This is a genomic window from Streptomyces sp. NPDC006997 (genome assembly GCF_040635175.1).
In the GTDB taxonomy this organism is placed as follows: domain Bacteria; phylum Actinomycetota; class Actinomycetes; order Streptomycetales; family Streptomycetaceae; genus Streptomyces.
Map to the genome: position 1 here is coordinate 99,777 of NZ_JBEYHH010000007.1, position 17,129 is coordinate 116,905.

Here is a 17,129-nt window from a genome sequence, read left to right on the forward strand (position 1 = left end):
GGCGACTCCGGAGCTGTCGCTGAAAAATGTACAGGACGTACATTCTCCGGGGGAGGGGTGGCCCGTAAGCTGGGAGTCATGGCCTACGAGATTCCGGTGACGCAAGCCAGGGCTGAACTCGCCGACCTGATCAACCGGGTGGTGTACGGCGGTGAGCGCGTCGTCGTGACGCGGCACGGCAAGCCCCTCGTCGCGCTCGTCTCCGCCGCCGACCTCGAACGCCTGGAGGGCCGGCCGGAGGCCGCGGACGAGCGGGTCGTCAGCGCCGTCTCCGGCGTCCGCGAGGCGCCGGTCACGCCGCGCGAGCGCCAGCGCTTCGGCATCACGGCCGAGCACCGGGCGCCGGGAGCGTCGTAGGGCGGGGCGGACGTGAGGGCCCGGCCCCGCGCCGTCGTCGGCGGGACCGGGCCCTCACGCTCCGGCGTTCAGCCCGCGAGCGCCGGGCTCCGGGTGGGCTCCGGGGCGGTTCCCGCCCGCTTCCCGGTCAGCGTGCCGACCGCGACCGCGCCCAGGCCGAGGGCGGCCCACCAGGTCAGGGTGAGGGCGGGGCCGGTCGCCGCCGCGCCGTCGAAGTAGGCCACCGAGCGCAGCAGGGACGCCGCCGCGCCGGGCGGCAGCAGCTGGCCGATGAACCCGGCGGGCTCGGGCAGCAGCTCCGGCGCCGAGGACGCCCCGGCCCACGGGTTGCCGAACAGCATCACCAGACCCGCGCCGACCCCGGTCCCCGCGGTGCGGAGCAGCGCGGTGAGCCCCGCGACGGTGGCGCCCACGGCCAGCACCGCCAGCCCCAGCACCGCCGCCTCGGCCCACCAGCCACCGGCGAAGACCCCGAGCCAGCTGTGCGCGACCGCCGCCGCGGCCAGACCCGTCAGCGCCGCGGCACCCACCAGCGCGGTCACCGCGCGCCCCCCGTGCAGCCCCGTCACGCCCACCACGGCCCCGGCGGCGATCCCGGCCAGGGAGAGCGGCAGCACGCTGGCGGTCAGCGCCGCGCCGCGCGGGTCCTCCTCGGGGGCGGCCACCACGTCGACGGTCCTGACCGGGGGCCGTCCGCGGACGCCCGCTCCGCCACCGCCGCCTGGAGCAGCTGGGCGACGGCCGGGCTGGCCGCTGACGCGGTGAGCAACTGCGGGCCGCTCCCGCCGACGACGACCGCGCCGTACACCGTCCGGTCCTCGACGGCCTGGCGGGCGGCGGCCTCGTCGTCGTAGTGGTGGATCTCGAAGGCGCCCTCCCGCTGCTCCAGGCGTTCCCGCGCCCGTGCCGTCGCCGCCGTGGTTAACGTGCTCGAAACGCGTGCCCACTAGCCTGCCCCTCCACGCCACCAGGGACGCCGCCTGCTGGCCGCGGTCACCGGGCCCGCGCGGCCCCCGGCGAGAAGGTGAGGTGGGACGTGCGACTGACCCCGCACGAGCAGGAGAGGCTGCTGATCCATGTGGCCGCCGACGTGGCCGGGAAGCGCCGGGCGCGCGGGCTCCGGCTGAACCACCCCGAGGCGATCGCCCTCATCACCTCCCACGTGCTGGAAGGCGCCCGCGACGGCCGTACCGTCGCCGAACTCATGGCCAGCGGACGGCAGGTCCTCACCCGGGACGACGTCATGGAGGGCGTCCCCGAGATGATCCACGACGTGCAGGTGGAGGCGACCTTCCCGGACGGCACCAAGCTCGTCACCGTCCACGAGCCGATCGTCTGACGGGGCGGCGATGATTCCCGGAGAGAGCCGATGATCCCTGGAGAGATCCTCTTCGCCGACGGGCCGATCGCCTACAACGAGGGCCGCGAGGTCACCCGGCTCACCGTCCTCAACGCCGCCGACCGGCCCGTCCAGGTCGGCTCCCACTACCACTTCGCCGAGGCCAACCCGGGCCTGGAGTTCGACCGCGGCGCCGCCCACGGCAAGCGGCTGAACGTCGCCGCCGGTACGGCCGTACGCTTCGAGCCCGGCATCCCCGTCGAGGTCGAACTCGTCCCGCTCACCGGCGCCCGGATCGTGCCCGGACTGCGCGGCCGGACCGGAGGTGCCCTCGATGCCTGAGATCTCCCGCGCCGCCTACGCCGACCTGTTCGGCCCGACCACCGGGGACCGCGTCCGGCTCGCCGACACGGACCTGCTGATCGAGATCGAGGAGGACCGCGGCGGCGGACCCGGACGCGCCGGGGACGAGGCCGTGTTCGGCGGCGGCAAGGTCATCCGCGAGTCCATGGGCCAGTCGCGCGCCACGCGCGCGGAGGGCACCCCGGACACCGTCATCACCGGCGCCGTCATCGTCGACCACTGGGGCATCGTCAAGGCCGACGTCGGCGTCCGCGACGGCCGGATCACCGGCATCGGCAAGGCGGGCAACCCCGACACCATGGACGGCGTCCACCCGGACCTCGTCATCGGCCCCGAGACCGAGGTCGTCGCGGGCAACGGACGCATCCTCACCGCGGGCGCCATCGACGCGCACGTCCACTTCATCTGCCCGCAGATCGCCGACGAGGCGCTCGCCTCCGGCATCACCACCCTCGTCGGCGGCGGCACCGGACCCGCCGAGGGCTCCAAGGCCACCACCGTCACCCCCGGCCCCTGGCACCTGGCCCGGATGCTGGAGGCGATGGAGGCGTACCCGCTCAACATCGGCCTCCTCGGCAAGGGCAACACCGTCTCCCACGAGGCGATGCTCTCCCAGGTCCGCGGCGGCGCCCTCGGCCTCAAACTCCACGAGGACTGGGGCTCCACCCCCGCCGTCATCGACGCCGCCCTCACCGTCGCCGACCGGACCGGTGTGCAGATCGCCATCCACACCGACACCCTCAACGAGGCCGGGTTCGTCGGCGACACCCTCGCCGCGATCGACGGGCGCTCCATCCACGCCTACCACACCGAGGGCGCGGGCGGCGGCCACGCGCCCGACATCATGACCGTGGTCTCCGAGCCGCACGTGCTGCCCAGTTCGACCAACCCGACCCGGCCCTTCACCGTCAACACCGCCGAGGAACACCTCGACATGCTGATGGTCTGCCACCACCTCAACGCCGCCGTCCCCGAGGACCTCGCCTTCGCCGAGTCCCGGATCCGGCCCTCCACCATCGGCGCCGAGGACGTCCTGCACGACCTCGGCGCCATCTCGATCATCTCCTCCGACTCCCAGGCCATGGGCCGGGTCGGCGAGGTCGTCATGCGGACCTGGCAGACCGCGCACGTGATGAAACGGCGGCGCGGCGCGCTGCCGGGGGACGGGCGCGCCGACAACCACCGGGTACGGCGCTATGTCGCCAAGTACACGATCAACCCGGCCGTCGCGCAGGGGCTCGCGAGCGAGATCGGCTCCGTGGAGAGCGGAAAACTCGCGGACCTCGTGCTGTGGGAGCCCGCGTTCTTCGGCGTGAAACCGGATCTGGTGATCAAGGGCGGGCAGATCGCCTACGCGCGGATGGGCGACGCCAACGCCTCCATCCCGACGCCGCAACCGGTCCTGCCGCGGCCCATGTTCGGCGCCATCGGCCGGGCACCCGCCGCGAACTCGGTCAACTTCGTGGCGCCGCTGGCGCTGGCGGACGGTCTGGTGGAACGGCTCGGGCTGGGGAAGCGGTTCGTCGGCATCGACTCCACGCGCGGGGTGACCAAGGCCGACATGCGGGAGAACGACGCGCGGCCCGAGGTGCGGGTCGATCCCGACAGCTTCGCCGTGCACATCGACGGGGAGCTGGTCGAGGCGGTGCCCGCCGTCGAACTGCCCATGGCCCAGCGCTACTTCCTCTTCTGATGTCGCGGGCCGCGCTTCTCGTCCTCGCCGACGGCCGCTTTCCCGCCGGGGGGCACGCGCACTCCGGCGGGGCCGAGGCCGCCGTGCGGGCGGGGCGGATCACCGACGCCGGGAGCCTGGAGGACTTCTGCCGGGGGCGGCTGCACAGCGCCGGGCTGGTGGCGGCCTCGCTCGCCGCGGCGGCGGCGGTCGGGGTGGACCCGGGCGCGCTGGACGCCGCGGCCGACGCGCGCACGCCGTCGCCCGCGCTGCGGGGTACCGCGCGGAAGCTGGGGCGGCAGCTGCTGCGGGCGGCCCGGGCGACGTGGCCGTGCCCGGAGCTGGACACCGTCGCGGCGCGGTTTCCCAAGGGGACGCATCAGCCCGTGGTGTGGGGGGTGACGGCTCGGGCGGCGGGTCTGGGTGACGCTGACGCCGCGTACTGCGCGGCGTACGAGAGTGTGAGTGGGGCGGCTACGGCGGTGGTGCGGTTGCTGAGCCTTGATCCGTTCGACGCGGTGGGGGTGTTGGCTCGGGTGGCGCCGGAGGTGGACCGGGTGGTGGAGCGGGCCGTGGGGGCGGGACGGCGGGTGCCGGGGGAGGGGGTGGAGGTGCTGCCGTCGGTGTCGGCGCCGTTGCTGGAGATCGGGGCGGAGCTCCATGCGGGGTGGGGGGTGCGGTTGTTCGCCTCGTAGGGGTTCTCGCCGCCGCCCCTTCCCGTTCCCGACCCTGGGGGCTCTGCCCCCAAACCCCCCTTTCGGCCTGGCCGGCCTCGTCCTCCAACGCCGGACGGGCTGAACAACTGCCCTGAATGACAGAGGAGCCGTCTGATGCATCGTGACCATTCCTCCGCAGGACCCGCGGCCGTGAGCGCCGACGCCCGGCGGGGGGACGGGTCCCGGCGGGCGTTGCGGATCGGGCTCGGTGGGCCTGTGGGGTCCGGGAAGACCGCTACCGTGGCCGCGCTCTGCCGGGCGTTGCGGGACGAGTTGTCCCTTGCCGTGGTGACGAACGACATCTACACCCGGGAGGACGCCGAGTTCCTGCTCCGGGAGGCCGTGTTGCCGCCCGAGCGGATCGCCGCCGTGGAGACGGGCGCCTGTCCGCACACCGCGATCCGCGACGACATCTCCGCCAACCTGGAGGCGGTCGAGGACCTGGAGGACGAGGTCGGGCCGCTGGACCTGATCCTGGTGGAGTCCGGCGGGGACAACCTCACCGCGACCTTCTCCAGGGGGCTGGTCGACGCGCAGGTCTTCGTGATCGACGTGGCGGGCGGGGACGACATCCCGCGCAAGGGCGGCCCCGGCGTCACCACCGCTGACCTGCTCGTCGTCAACAAGACGGACCTCGCCCCGTACGTCGGCTCCGACCTGGGGCGGATGGCGGCGGACGCCGGGGCGCAGCGGGCCGGGCTGCCCGTCGTCTTCCAGTCGCTGCGGAGCGGGGACGGCGTCGCCGAGGTCGCCGCCTGGGTGCGGGCGCGGCTCGCCGCGTGGACGGCGTGACCGTGGGCGGTGTCGCCGCCACCGCGCGGATCGGGGCGCGCGACGACGGCCGGGGCGGCACCGCGCTGCCCGTCCTCCAGGGCGACGGGCCGCTGGCGCCCCGGCGGACCCGGGGGAGCGGCGGCGAGGCGCGGGTCGTGCTCGTCGGAGCGATGAGCGGGCCGCTCGGCGGGGACCGCTTCGCCGTGGAGGCCGAGGTGGGCACCGGCGCCCGGCTCCGGGTCGGCTCGGCCGCCGCCACCATCGCGCTCCCGGGACAGGCCGAGGGGGAGGCCCGGTACGACGTCCGCCTCACCGTCGCCGACGGCGGCGAACTGCGCTGGCTGCCCGAGCAGTTGATCTCCGCCCGGGGCAGCGACCTGTACGTCACCACCCGCGCCGACCTCGCGGCGGGCGCCCGGCTGGTGCTGCGGGAGGAGGAGGTGCTCGGCAGGGTGGGCGAGGAGCCGGGGCGGCTCACCAGTCGGCTCACGGTGTGTGTCGCCGGGCGGACCGTGCTCGACCAGGAGCTGGCCTGCGGGCCCGGCGCGCCGGGCGGCTGGGACGGGCCCGCCGGGCTCGGTGGCCATCGGGCCGTGGGACAACTGGTGCTCGTACGGCCGGAGTTCGAGGAGCGGCCGGTGGTGGCCCGGCCGTTGGGTGACACCGCCGCCGTGCTGCCGCTGGCCGGGCCCGCCGCGCTGGTGACCGCCGTCGCCCCGGACGCCCTGCGGCTGCGACGGGTGCTCGACGAGGCGCTGGGGGAGTTGGCGTGGCGGCGCTCCGCCCGTGCGGCGCCCCTCGGCTGACAGCGGAGCCGTCAGCTCATGGGCAGGCGCCGCCGGCGGCGGCCCGCCGCGCCCTCCTTCGCCGCGGTCTCCTCCTCGGCCTTGACGACGGCCGCGTACCGGTCGACGTACTCCTGGCCGGACAGCTGCAGGATGGCGTAGATGATCTCGTCGGTGACGGCCCGCAGGACCGCCTTCTCGTTCTCCATCCCGGCGTAGCGGGAGAAGTCGAGGGGTTCGCCGAAGCGGATGACGACGGCGCGCGGCCGGGGGACGACCTTGCCGGGCGGCTGCGCCTCGAAGGTGCCGATCATGGCACAGGGGACCACCGGGACCTGCGCCTTCAGGGCCATCACCGCGACGCCGACCTTCCCCTTGTAGAGGCGTCCGTCGTGGGAGCGGGTGCCCTCGGGGTAGATGCCGAGCAACTCGTCCTTGGCCAGCACGCCGAGGCCCTCGCGGATCGCGGCCTGACCCGCCTCCTTGCCGGACCGGTCGACCGGGATCTGCCCGACGGCGTGGAAGAACGCGGCGGTCAGACGGCCCTTGATGCCGGGGCCGGTGAAGTACTCGGCCTTCGCCAGGAAGGTGATGCGGCGCTTGAGGACCGCGGGCATCAGGAAGTGGTCCGAGAAGGAGAGGTGGTTGCCCGCGACGATGGCCGGGCCCGTCGACGGGACGTGCTCAAGACCCTCGATCCTGGGCCGGAAGAGCAGCCTCAGCGGCGGTCCCAGCAGGACGTACTTGAGCAGGTAGTAGAACAAGGCGGTCGCCCCTCACTGCGCGGGTCCGCTGGGCCCGCCGGGTCACGGCAGGTCAACCGGCATCTCGTGGCGCCAGTGTAGGCGTGGGCGGCGCTCCCCGTAACCCGGCGGACTCCTGGGGAGCCGCCGGGTTCACACCGCCCGTGCCCTGGCGGGCTGCGCGTCAGCCCGCCAGGACCTTCTCCAGGGTGCCGAGCGCCGACTCCAGCTCACCGCCCGTGACGCACAGCGGCGGCGCCAGCCGGATCGTGGAGCCGTGGGTGTCCTTGACCAGGACGCCCTCCCGCATCAGCCGCTCGCTGACCTCGCGCCCGGTGCCGATCGCCGGGTCGATGTCGACGCCCGCCCACAGCCCGCGCGCCCGGAAGCCGACGACGCCCTTGCCGACCAGCGAGGCGAGACCGCCGCGCAGCACCACGCCCAGCTCGGCCGCCCGGCGCTGGTACTCGCCGGTCTCCAGCAGCTCGACGACGGCCGTGCCGACCGCGGCGGCCAGCGGGTTGCCGCCGAACGTCGAACCGTGCTCGCCGGGCCGCAGCACGCCGAGCACCTCCCGGCGCGCCACCACCGCCGACACCGGCACGATGCCGCCGCCGAGCGCCTTGCCGAGCAGCACCACGTCCGGGACCACGCCCTCGTGCTCGACGGCGAGGGTACGGCCCGTGCGGCCGAGGCCCGACTGGATCTCGTCGGCGATGAAGAGGCAGCCCGCGCGGCGGGTCAGCTCCCGTACGCCGGTCAGGTAGCCCTCGTCGGGGATGACCACCCCGGCCTCGCCCTGGACCGGCTCGATCAGCACCGCCGCGGTGGTGTCGTCGACGGCGGCCTCCAGCGCGGCCAGGTCGTTGTACGGCACCACCCTGAAGCCCGGGGTGAAGGGGCCGAAGCCGGTGCGGGCGGTCTCGTCGGTGGAGAAGCTGACGATGGTCGTCGTACGGCCGTGGAAGTTGTCCGCGGCGACCACGATCGTCGCCTGGCCGTCCGGGACGCCCTTCACGTCGTAGGCCCACTTGCGGGCCACCTTGATCGCGCTCTCCACCGCCTCGGCGCCGGTGTTCATCGGCAGCACCATGTCCTGCCCGGTCAGCGCGGCCAGCCGCTCCGCGAAGACCGCGAGCCGGTCGTTGTGGAAGGCGCGGGAGGTGAGGGTGAGCCGGTCCAGCTGGCGGTGCGCCGCCGCGACCAGGCCGGGGTGGCGGTGGCCGAAGTTGAGGGCCGAGTAACCGGCGAGCATGTCGAGGTAGCGGCGGCCCTCGACGTCCTCGACCCAGGCGCCCTCGGCGCCGGCCACCACCACGGGCAGCGGATGGTAGTTGTGCGCGAGGACGGGCTCCTCGGCCTCCATCAGTTCGGCGGAGCTGCGGGTGCGCGCGGGTGCGGTCATGAGCGGATCTCCTGGGTGCAGCACTTGATGCCGCCGCCTGCCTTGTGGAACTCCGACAGGTCGACGGGGACGGTGACGTAGCCGCGCTGTTCGAGCTGGGCGGCGAGCGCGGTCGCCTCCGGGGCGATGAAGACGTGGCGGCCGTCGCAGACGGAGTTCAGCCCGAAGGCCATCGCGTCCTCGCGGGTGGCGAGCACCGCGTCCGGGTAGAGGCGGGCGAGCACCTCGCGGCTGCCCGGGGAGAAGGCGTCGGGGTAGTAGGCGACGGTGTCCTCGTCCAGCACGAACAGCGCCGTGTCCAGGTGGTAGAAGTACGGGTCGACCAGCGTCAGGCCGATCACCGGGACGCCGAAGAACTCCTGCACCTCGCGGTGCGCCTCGGGCGTCGTACGGAATCCGGTCCCGGCCAGGACGTAGCGGCCGGTGGGGACCAGGTCGCCCTCGCCCTCGCAGACGTTCTCCGGGCGGTAGACGTCGAACCCGGCCGTCTTGAACCAAGTGTCGTAGGGCGGGGACTCGGGGCGCCGTTCGGGGGCGTGGAAGAGGGAGCCGAAGACCCGGCCGCCGACGACGACCGCGGAGTTGGCGGCGAACACCATGTCGGGGAGCCCGGCGACCGGCTCGATGGTGTCCACGGTGTGACCGTGGGAACGGTAGGTGCGCACCAGGGCGTGCCACTGCTCCTGGGCGAGATCGAGGTCGACCCGGACATCGGGGTGCATCCAGGGGTTGATCGCGTACTGCACGGCGAAGTGTCTGGGTTCGCAGACGAGGAATCGACGTCGGCGCGGCACACGGCACTCGGACACAGAGGGGTTCCTCCGCTTCCTGCGGTGTCGGGGTGAGAAGGATGCTCACCACGGTAGGAAGCCGCGCCGACGCCCGACAAGGAACGAATCATGCGCGTTGGCGCAGGAACGCTGCGTCTTCGCCGACCTCAGCGCACGTCCACTGCGTCCTGCTCGGGGGCCGCCTGGTTCGCGCCCGCCTCCGGGCTGTCCGGCAGCAGATGCGACAGCACCATCACGCTGATCGTCTTGCGGATGAACGGCTCGGTGCGGATCCGCTCCAGCACCTCCTCGAAGTGGTCCACGTCCCGGGCCCGCACGTGCAGCAGCGCGTCCGCGCCGCCGGTCACCGTCATCGCCGCGGTGATCTCCGGGTGGTTGCGCACGACTTCGGCCAGCCGGCGGGGTGGCGCCGCGCCCTCGCAGTACACCTCGACGTACGCCTCCGTGCGCCAGCCCAGCGCCGACGGCCGCACCGTCGCCGTGAACCCGGTGATCACGCCGGTCTCGCGCAGCCGGTCCACCCTGCGCTTGACCGCGGTCGACGACAGCCCGACCGTCGCGCCGATCTCCGCGAAGCTCGTGCGGGCGTTCGCCATCAGCGCGGTCAGGATCTTCCGGTCCAGTTCGTCGAAGGGTGTCGGCCTGCTGTTCATGCGCGCACTGTATCCAGCCACAAAGGTCGTCGTCCGACACGTGTGCAGGCGTACGGATTCCTCCTACACTCCACCTTCATGCTGCGCGCCCTGGCTGTCGACGACGAACGCCCCTCGCTCGAGGAACTGCTGTACCTGCTGCACGCCGACCCCCGGATCGGCAGCGCGGAGGGCGCCGGCGACGCGACCGAGGCGCTGCGCCGCATCAACCGCGCCCTGGAGTCCGGGCCACGCGGGCCGGAGGCGATCGACGTCGTCTTCCTCGACATCAACATGCCCGGCCTCGACGGCCTCGACCTGGCCCGGCTGCTCACCGGCTTCGCCCGGCCGCCGCTGGTCGTCTTCGTCACCGCCCACGAGGACTTCGCCGTGCAGGCGTTCGACCTCAAGGCCGCCGACTACCTCCTCAAACCCGTCCGCAAGGAGCGGCTCGCCGAGGCCGTACGGCGCGTCGTCGAACTGCGCGGCAGCACCGCCCCGGCCATCCCCGTGCACGAACCCGACCCGGACCACATACCCGTCGAACTGGGCGGCGTGACCCGGTTCGTCGCCGTCGACGACATCACGCACGTGGAGGCGCAGGGCGACTACGCGCGGCTGCACACCGACCGGGGCAGCCACCTCGTCCGCATCCCGCTGTCCACCCTGGAGGACCGCTGGCGCTCCCGCGGCTTCGTCCGCATCCACCGCCGCCATCTCGTCGCCCTGCGCCACATCGGCGAACTACGGCTGGACGCGGGCACCGTCAGCGTCCGCGTCGGCGACGAGGAACTCCAGGTCAGCCGCCGCCACGCACGCGAACTGCGGGACCTGCTGATGCGCCGGACCACGGACTGAGGGGGACGGCGCACCACATGCCCGCAGAGCCCACCGAACGGCGCGTCGTCGTCACCGGCCCACCGCGCCGCACCCGCAGCGCCCCCGCCTACTACCGGCCCCGCACCGAGATCGACGAGCAGACCACCCTCGGCCACACCTACGTCCGCTCCCTGATGCGCACCCAGCTGCGCGCCGCGCTCGCCGTCTGCGCGGTCCTCGTCCTGCTGGTCGGCCCGCTCCCGCTGCTGTTCGTCTCCACCCCGGACGGCCGCCGCCTGAAGTGGCTGGTCCTCGGCTTCGGCCTCTACCTGCCGATGGTGCTGCTCGCCCGCTGGTACGTAGGGCGCGCCGAACGCAACGAACGGGACTTCGTCCGCCTAGTGGAGGACGAGAACGCCGAGAACAACACCGAGAGCGCGGAGACCCACGAGAGCCGCGACCATCCCGAGGGCCAGGATCGCTGAAGCGCCGTGAACGACAACTACGCCGTCCCCGCCGTCGCCCTCGTCGTCGTCGCCACCGTCTTCGTCGGCGCCTTCGGGCTGCGCATCTCCCGCACCACCTCCGACTTCTACGTCGCCTCCCGCACCGTCGGCCCGCGCCTCAACGCCGCCGCGATCAGCGGCGAGTACCTCTCCGCCGCGTCCTTCCTCGGCATCGCGGGCCTGGTCCTCGTCCAGGGACCCGACATGCTCTGGTACCCGGTCGGCTACACCGCCGGATACCTGGTCCTGCTGCTGTTCATCGCCGCCCCGCTGCGCCGCTCCGGCGCCTACACGCTGCCCGACTTCGCCGAGGCCCGACTCGCCTCCCCGTCCGTACGGCGGCTCGCCAGCGCCTTCGTGATCGGCGTCGGCTGGCTGTACCTGCTGCCCCAGCTCCAGGGCGCCGGACTGACCCTGACGGTGCTCACCGGCGCCCCCGACTCGCTCGGCGGCATCATCGTCGCCGTCGTCGTCACCGCGACGGTCGCCGCGGGCGGGATGCGCAGCATCACCTTCGTGCAGGCCTTCCAGTACTGGCTCAAGCTCACCGCCCTGTTCGTCCCCGCCCTCTTCCTGGTCCTCGCCTGGCAGGCCGACGGCGCGCCCCGGCACGCCTTCGACGAACCGGCCACCTTCCGGGAGCAGCGCGTCGTCCGCGTCGACCAGACCCTCGACCTGAAACTGGAGCGCCCCCTGACCGTCATCGTCACCGGGACCATCGACGGCCGCCCGCACGAGTCCGCCATGCTGCGGCTGCCCGCCGGAACCCACCGCGTCGACCGGGGCACCCGGCTCACCTTCGACCACGGCGACCCCGTCCCCGAGGCCGACCGCGGCAGCAACGGCGGCATGTCCACCTCCCTCGCCGAGGGCCGCGACGCACGCCCGCTGTACGCGACGTACGGGCTGATCCTCGCCACCTTCCTCGGCACCATGGGCCTGCCGCACGTCGTGGTGCGCTTCTACACCAGTCCGCACGGCGTCGCCGCCCGCCGCACCACCGTCTCGGTGCTCGTCCTGATCGGCGCCTTCTACCTGCTGCCGCCCGTGTACGGCGCCCTCGGCCGCCTCTACGCCCCCGACCTGGTCCTCACCGGGCACGCGGACGCCGCCGTGCTGCTGCTGCCGGAGCGGGTGATCGACGGCCTCGGCGGCGACCTGCTCGGCGCGCTGGTCGCCGGGGGAGCCTTCGCCGCGTTCCTGTCCACCGCGTCGGGGCTGACCATGGCCGTCGCCGGGGTGCTCGCCCAGGACGTGCTGCCCTCGCGCGGGGTACGGCACTTCCGGCTCGGCACGGTCCTCGCCATGGCCGCGCCGCTCGCCGCGAGCGTGCTGGTCGGCGGGCTGCCGGTGGCCGACGCGGTGGGCCTCGCCTTCGCGGTGTCGGCGTCCTCGTTCTGCCCGCTGCTGGTGCTCGGCATCTGGTGGCGCCGCCTCACCCCGCCCGGCGCCGCCGCCGGGATGCTGGTCGGCGGCGGCGCCGCGTTCCTCGCCGTCGCCGTCACCATGGCGGGCTTCCCCGGCAGGTCCGCCCTGCACACCCTGCTCGCCTGGCCCGCCCTGTGGTCGGTGCCGCTGGGCTTCCTCACCATGATCCTGGTCTCCCTGGCGACCCCGGCCCGGGTCCCGGCCGGAACGGCGGCGATCCTCGCCCGCTTCCATCTGCCGGAGGAGCTGCGGGCGGAGGTGAAGCCATGACGATGGCGTTCGTCGCCGGGCTGTGCGTCGCCCTGCTGCCGCTGCTGGCCGCCGGTTTCTGGCTGGGGCGACGCACCGCGCCCCGGCCCAAGAGCTACGGCGGGCTCGGCACGCCCGTCGAGCACGCCACCTTCCAGACCCTGCACACCGCATCCCTCGCCGCGCCCCCCCTGCGCGCCGGGCTCACCGAGGAGACGGCCCGCAAGTCGGCCCGCCGCCTGCGCTCCCTGCTGGGCACCGACGCCCTGTGCCTGGCCGACGAGCGGCGGGTGCTGGTCTGGGACGGGGTGGGCGCCCACCACCGGGCCGAGATCATGGAGAAGCTCGCGGGCCCGCTGGAGAGCGGCCGGGGCGAGGCGTTCCGGCTCGGCTGCCACACCCCCGACTGCCCGGTCCGCTGGGCGGTGGTCGCCCCGCTCACCGTCGACGACCGGGTGCTCGGCGCCCTCGTCGCCTGCGCGCCCCGGGAGTCCGCCGTGCTGGTGCGGGCCGCGGGGGAGGTCGCCCGCTGGGTCTCCGTACAGCTGGAACTCGCCGACCTCGACCGCTCCCGCACCCGTCTCATCGAGGCCGAGATCAGGGCCCTGCGCGCCCAGATCTCCCCGCACTTCATCTTCAACTCGCTCGCGGTGATCGCCTCGTTCGTGCGCACCGACCCCGAGCGCGCCCGTGAGCTGCTCCTCGAGTTCGCCGACTTCACCCGCTACTCGTTCCGCAGGCACGGCGACTTCACCACCCTCGCCGACGAGCTGCACGCCATCGACCACTACCTGGCGCTGGTCCGGGCGCGCTTCGGCGACCGGCTCTCCGTCACCCTCCAGATCGCGCCCGAGGTGCTGCCCGTCACGCTGCCGTTCCTCTGTCTCCAGCCGCTCGTCGAGAACGCCGTGAAACACGGTCTGGAGGGCAAGACGGGCACCTGCCGCATCAGCATCACCGCGCAGGACGCGGGCGCCGAGGCGCTGGTCGTCATCGAGGACGACGGCGCCGGAATGGACCCGGAGCTGCTGCGCCGCATCCTCGCCGGGGAGGACAGCCCGTCCGGCGGCATCGGACTGTCCAACGTCGACGACCGGCTCCGCCAGGTCTACGGCGACGACCACGGCCTCGTCATCGAGACCGCCGTCGGGGCGGGCATGAAGGTGACCGCCCGGCTGCCGAAGTACCAGCCGGGCGTCCACTGAACCGGGCCGCGCTCAGGCGCTGCGGGTGGCCACCATCCCGAGCGTGATCAGGCCCAGCACCACCCAGCCGAACCACAGCCAGCCGTTGCTGCCGAGCGCCACCGTGTAGGCGGTCACCGCGACGAGGCCGCCCACGGTGAGCACCCCCATGGTCTTCGTCGAACTGTCCGGGGAACCGGGCATCGCAACACCCTCCTCATTGGGCCGTCCTCCTCCATGGTGCCCCGGTTCCGCCCCCGTACCGAGCGGACGACCGAATACGCGCGCGGTTTTCCCGCCCCGCGCTCAGGTCCCGCGTGCGTTCAGGGAGGCCAGATAGGCGTTGTACGCCTCCAGCTCCTTGTCGCCGTCCCGGTCCGCCGCCCGGTCCTGGCGCCTGGCCTGCCGCTGGTCGGAGGCGTACCACTGGAACATCAGGGCGATCAGCACCAGCACCGACGGGATCTCGCTGAACGCCCAGGCGATCCCGCCGGCGGCGTTCTGGTCGGAGAGCGCGTCGATGCCGAGCGAGGCGGGCGGGTCGGCGTACGTGTCCACCATCGGCGTCGAGGCCATCATCAGCGCGATCCCGAAGAACGCGTGGAACGGCATCCCCGCGAACAGCTCCAGCATCCGCATCAGGTAGCCGGGCCGGTGCGGACCCGGGTCGACGCCCATGATCGGCCAGAAGAACACCAGGCCGACGGCGAAGAAGTGCACCATCATCGCGGTGTGCCCCGGCTTCGACTCCATCAGGAAGTCGAAGAGCGGCGTGAAGTACAGCGCGTACAGGCTGGCGATGAACATCGGGATGGTGAACCCGGGGTGCGTGACGACCCGCAGGTAGCGGCTGTGCAGGAGGGCGAGCAGCAGCTCACGCGGCCCCTTGCGGCCCCGCCCGGCGGGCGGCAGCGCGCGCAGCGCCAGGGTGATCGGGGCGCCGAGCAGGATCAGGATCGGCGACAACATGCTGATGACCATGTGCTGCACCATGTGCACGCTGAACATGACCATGCCGTAGTCGTTGAGCCGGGTGCACATCATCAGGGCGACGGTCAGCACCCCGGCCGCGAACGCGACGGTCCGCCCGACCTGCCAGGTGTCCCCGCGCCTGACCAGCCGGACGACGCCCCACCCGTACAGCGCCAGCCCCAGCAGACAGGCGACGAGGAAGAACGGATCCGCCGACCACTGCAGTCCCCGCCCCAGCGTGAACGGCGCGAGATCGACGCCCATCCCATGCCCGCTGTGGTCCATCGGCCCGGCTCCTGATTCGTGGGGGGTTGCGCTGTCTGTCCGAAGCAAGAGTAGAACCGCCCCCGGCCACTCCTGTGACCGGGGGCGGGGGTGCCCTTCGACTGGGGGCCGGGCAACGTCCTCAGCGGCGCGAGGAACCCCCGCGCACCCGCACCCGGCGACGAGACCTAAAGCACACACTCCGCTTCCGCGTACCGCGCCGACGGCACCGTCTTCAACGTCTCCACCGCGTCGGCCAACGGCACCATCACGATCTCCGTCCCCCGCAGCGCCGTCATCATCCCGAACTCCCCGCGGTGCGCCGCCTCCACCGCGTGCCACCCGAACCGCGTGGCCAGCACCCGGTCGTACGCCGTGGGCGTCCCGCCCCGCTGCACATGCCCGAGGATCACCGGCCGCGCCTCCTTGCCGAGCCGCCGCTCCAGCTCGACCGACAGCTGCCGGGCGATCCCGGCGAACCGCTCATGGCCGTAGACGTCCTTGCGACCCTCGTCGAAGGCCATGGTGCCGGGCCGCGGCTTGGCCCCCTCCGCGGCGACGACGATCGCGAACCGCTTGCCCGCCGCGAACCGCTCCGCGACCTTCGCGGTCAGCTCCTCGACGTCGAAGGGCCGCTCGGGCACGACCACGGCGTGCGCACCGGCCGCGAGACCGGAGTGCAGGGCGATCCAGCCGGTGTGGCGGCCCATGACCTCCACGATGAGCACCCGCTGGTGGGACTCGGCGGTGGTCTTGAGCCGGTCCAGGGCCTCCGTGGCGACGCCCACCGCGGTGTCGAACCCGAAGGTGACGTCGGTGACGGCGATGTCGTTGTCGATGGTCTTCGGCACGCCGACGATCGGCAGCCCGCCGTCGGACAGCAGCCGGGCCGCCTTGAGCGTGCCCTCGCCGCCGATCGGGATGACGGCGTCGAGACCGAGTTCCTCGACGTGCCCCCGGGCCCGTGCGACGCCGTTCAGCAGCTGCTCGGGCCGGACCCGGGAGGAGCCGAGGACGGTGCCGCCGCGGGTGAGGATGCCGCTCACGGCGTCGAGGTCGAGCTTGAGGTAGTCGCACTCCAGGAGGCCCCGCCAGCCGTCCCGGAAGCCGATGACCTCGTCGCCGTGGTCGACGACGGCGCGGTGCACGACGGACCGGATGACGGCGTTCAGGCCGGGGCAGTCGCCGCCGGACGTGAGGACACCAATGCGCATAGCCCGAAAACCTTCGTGACGTGGGCCGGGGCCGGACCGCGCTGTCCGGCTCGATCCCCGCCACCCTAGCGCCAGCCGGGGGCGGGGACGCACCGTGCGTCCGCCTGCTGGACGACCGCGCTCACCTGTGCGGATGCCCCGTCAGACGGGCTCGCGGACCGCTCTACGCGGGCTGCTGCTGGGCCGCCGCGATGCGCTCGCCCCGCAGCGCCTCGTACCAGCGGTCGTCGGTCGGCGGGAGCGCGTTGACGTCCAGCGCCAGCTTCAGCAGCAGGTCGGCGATCAGCGGGTTGCGGGCCAGCACGGGGCCGTGCATGTAGGTGCCGAAGACGGTGTCGTTGAACGCGCCCTCGGTGCCGTCGCCGGTGCCGTTGCCGTTGCCGAACCGGACCTGCGCCAGGGGGCGGGCGGTGGGGCCGAGGTGGGTGACGCCCTGGTGGTTCTCGAAGCCGGTCAGCGGCGGCAGGCCGAGCCGCGGGTCGATGTCGCCGAGCACGTCGCCGACGCACCGCGCGCCCTCGCCGCGCGTCGACACCACGTCGAGCAGGCCGAGGCCGGGCTCGCGCTGGCCGAGGTCGTTGACGAACTCGTGGCCGAGGATCTGGTAGCCCGCGCAGACGGAGAAGACGATCGCGCCGTTCTCCACGGCCCGGTACAGCCCCCCGTCGCGGCGCAGCCGCTCGGCCGCCAGCCGCTGCGGCCGGTCCTCGCCGCCGCCGATGAGGTAGATGTCACCGGAGGTCGGGATCGGCTGGTCGCTGCGGACGTCGAGCCGGGCCACGTCGAGGCCGCGCTGCCGGGCCCGGCGCTCCACGACGAGGACGTTGCCCTGGTCGCCGTAGGTGCTGAGCAGGTCGGGGTAGATCCAGACGACCCGCAGTTGGTTGTCGCTCACGAAGAATCCCTGAAGTCGTGG

At 73.4% G+C, this 17,129-nt stretch carries 18 protein-coding genes and 2 pseudogenes; 11 read left to right on the top strand and 9 right to left on the bottom strand.

Annotated features, from left to right (window positions below; genetic code table 11):
* Positions 1–78 precede the first annotated feature (78 nt).
* Entirely contained in the window at positions 79–357 is a 279-nt protein-coding gene (locus ABZ659_RS09255; protein ID WP_360215379.1) for a type II toxin-antitoxin system Phd/YefM family antitoxin, read from the top strand.
* A gap of 68 nt (positions 358–425) precedes the next feature.
* On the opposite strand, the pseudogene ABZ659_RS09260 reads toward ABZ659_RS09255, so the two are convergent.
* A pseudogene (locus ABZ659_RS09260) lies at positions 426–1,273 on the bottom strand (ABC transporter permease); the annotation flags it as partial.
* 120 nt (positions 1,274–1,393) lie between these two features.
* Between ABZ659_RS09260 and ABZ659_RS09265 the strand changes: the two are divergent.
* The 6 genes from ABZ659_RS09265 (at position 1,394) to ABZ659_RS09290 (ending at position 6,027) form a co-directional block, all read left to right on the top strand.
* Positions 1,394–1,696 carry an urease subunit gamma gene (locus ABZ659_RS09265; RefSeq protein WP_360215382.1) on the top strand — a complete coding sequence of 101 codons (303 nt, stop codon included), beginning with the start codon at positions 1,394–1,396 and terminating at the stop codon, positions 1,694–1,696.
* A gap of 30 nt (positions 1,697–1,726) precedes the next feature.
* Positions 1,727–2,038, top strand: a complete 312-nt coding sequence (locus tag ABZ659_RS09270; RefSeq protein WP_360215385.1) for an urease subunit beta — start codon at positions 1,727–1,729, stop codon at positions 2,036–2,038.
* Positions 2,031–3,752 (top strand): urease subunit alpha, encoded by a 1,722-nt coding sequence (locus ABZ659_RS09275; protein WP_360215388.1) that lies wholly within the window; start codon positions 2,031–2,033, stop codon positions 3,750–3,752. Before ABZ659_RS09270 ends, ABZ659_RS09275 begins: the two co-directional genes overlap by 8 nt.
* A complete protein-coding gene (locus ABZ659_RS09280) occupies positions 3,752–4,426 on the top strand; it encodes an urease accessory UreF family protein (RefSeq protein ID WP_360215391.1) in 675 nt (224 codons plus the stop codon). Before ABZ659_RS09275 ends, ABZ659_RS09280 begins: the two co-directional genes overlap by 1 nt.
* Positions 4,427–4,561: 135 nt before the next feature.
* Positions 4,562–5,239, top strand: coding sequence for an urease accessory protein UreG (gene ureG / locus ABZ659_RS09285; RefSeq protein ID WP_360215394.1), 678 nt, complete (start codon positions 4,562–4,564; stop codon positions 5,237–5,239).
* Positions 5,227–6,027 (top strand): urease accessory protein UreD, encoded by an 801-nt coding sequence (locus ABZ659_RS09290; RefSeq protein WP_360215397.1) that lies wholly within the window; start codon positions 5,227–5,229, stop codon positions 6,025–6,027. The genes ureG and ABZ659_RS09290 overlap by 13 nt, the downstream gene beginning before the upstream one ends.
* 11 nt (positions 6,028–6,038) lie before the next feature.
* Here the strand turns inward: ABZ659_RS09290 and ABZ659_RS09295 are convergent, their stop codons facing one another.
* The 4 genes from ABZ659_RS09295 to ABZ659_RS09310 all read right to left on the bottom strand — a co-directional run bounded on the left by ABZ659_RS09295 (position 6,039) and on the right by ABZ659_RS09310 (position 9,598).
* A complete protein-coding gene (locus ABZ659_RS09295) occupies positions 6,039–6,770 on the bottom strand; it encodes a lysophospholipid acyltransferase family protein (protein ID WP_360215400.1) in 732 nt (243 codons plus the stop codon).
* 163 nt (positions 6,771–6,933) lie between these two features.
* Entirely contained in the window at positions 6,934–8,154 is a 1,221-nt protein-coding gene (gene rocD, locus ABZ659_RS09300) for an ornithine--oxo-acid transaminase (protein WP_360215403.1), read from the bottom strand.
* A complete protein-coding gene (ddaH, locus tag ABZ659_RS09305) occupies positions 8,151–8,963 on the bottom strand; it encodes a dimethylargininase (RefSeq protein ID WP_360215406.1) in 813 nt (270 codons plus the stop codon). Before ddaH ends, rocD begins: the two co-directional genes overlap by 4 nt.
* Before the next feature lie 128 nt (positions 8,964–9,091).
* On the bottom strand, positions 9,092–9,598 hold the full coding sequence (locus tag ABZ659_RS09310) for an Lrp/AsnC family transcriptional regulator (protein WP_360215410.1): 507 nt from the start codon (positions 9,596–9,598) through the stop codon (positions 9,092–9,094).
* 78 nt (positions 9,599–9,676) lie between these two features.
* Here ABZ659_RS09310 and ABZ659_RS09315 point away from each other — a divergent pair, with 78 nt between their 5' ends.
* The 4 genes and pseudogenes from ABZ659_RS09315 (at position 9,677) to ABZ659_RS09330 (ending at position 13,784) form a co-directional block, all read left to right on the top strand.
* Positions 9,677–10,435: a response regulator transcription factor gene (locus tag ABZ659_RS09315; protein ID WP_360215413.1), complete on the top strand. Its 759-nt coding sequence runs from the start codon at positions 9,677–9,679 to the stop codon at positions 10,433–10,435.
* A 17-nt stretch (positions 10,436–10,452) separates the two neighbouring features.
* Positions 10,453–10,806: pseudogene (locus tag ABZ659_RS09320) on the top strand (hypothetical protein); the annotation flags it as partial.
* An 81-nt stretch (positions 10,807–10,887) separates the two neighbouring features.
* The gene (locus tag ABZ659_RS09325) at positions 10,888–12,600 is read left to right on the top strand and encodes a cation acetate symporter (RefSeq protein ID WP_360215416.1); all 1,713 of its coding nucleotides are present in this window, start codon (positions 10,888–10,890) and stop codon (positions 12,598–12,600) included.
* Complete coding sequence (locus tag ABZ659_RS09330; protein WP_360215419.1) at positions 12,597–13,784, top strand: histidine kinase; 1,188 nt, start codon at positions 12,597–12,599, stop codon at positions 13,782–13,784. Before ABZ659_RS09325 ends, ABZ659_RS09330 begins: the two co-directional genes overlap by 4 nt.
* Before the next feature lie 12 nt (positions 13,785–13,796).
* Here the strand turns inward: ABZ659_RS09330 and ABZ659_RS09335 are convergent, their stop codons facing one another.
* The 4 genes from ABZ659_RS09335 to ABZ659_RS09350 form a co-directional block, all read right to left on the bottom strand.
* Positions 13,797–13,967, bottom strand: coding sequence for a hypothetical protein (locus ABZ659_RS09335; protein ID WP_360215422.1), 171 nt, complete (start codon positions 13,965–13,967; stop codon positions 13,797–13,799).
* 102 nt (positions 13,968–14,069) lie between these two features.
* Positions 14,070–15,020, bottom strand: coding sequence for a cytochrome c oxidase assembly protein (locus ABZ659_RS09340; protein ID WP_360215425.1), 951 nt, complete (start codon positions 15,018–15,020; stop codon positions 14,070–14,072).
* A gap of 167 nt (positions 15,021–15,187) precedes the next feature.
* A complete protein-coding gene (locus ABZ659_RS09345; protein ID WP_360215428.1) occupies positions 15,188–16,213 on the bottom strand; it encodes a 6-phosphofructokinase in 1,026 nt (341 codons plus the stop codon).
* 163 nt (positions 16,214–16,376) lie between these two features.
* Positions 16,377–17,108 carry a glutamine amidotransferase gene (locus ABZ659_RS09350; protein ID WP_360215430.1) on the bottom strand — a complete coding sequence of 244 codons (732 nt, stop codon included), beginning with the start codon at positions 17,106–17,108 and terminating at the stop codon, positions 16,377–16,379.
* Between the last annotated feature and the right edge of the window lie 21 nt (positions 17,109–17,129).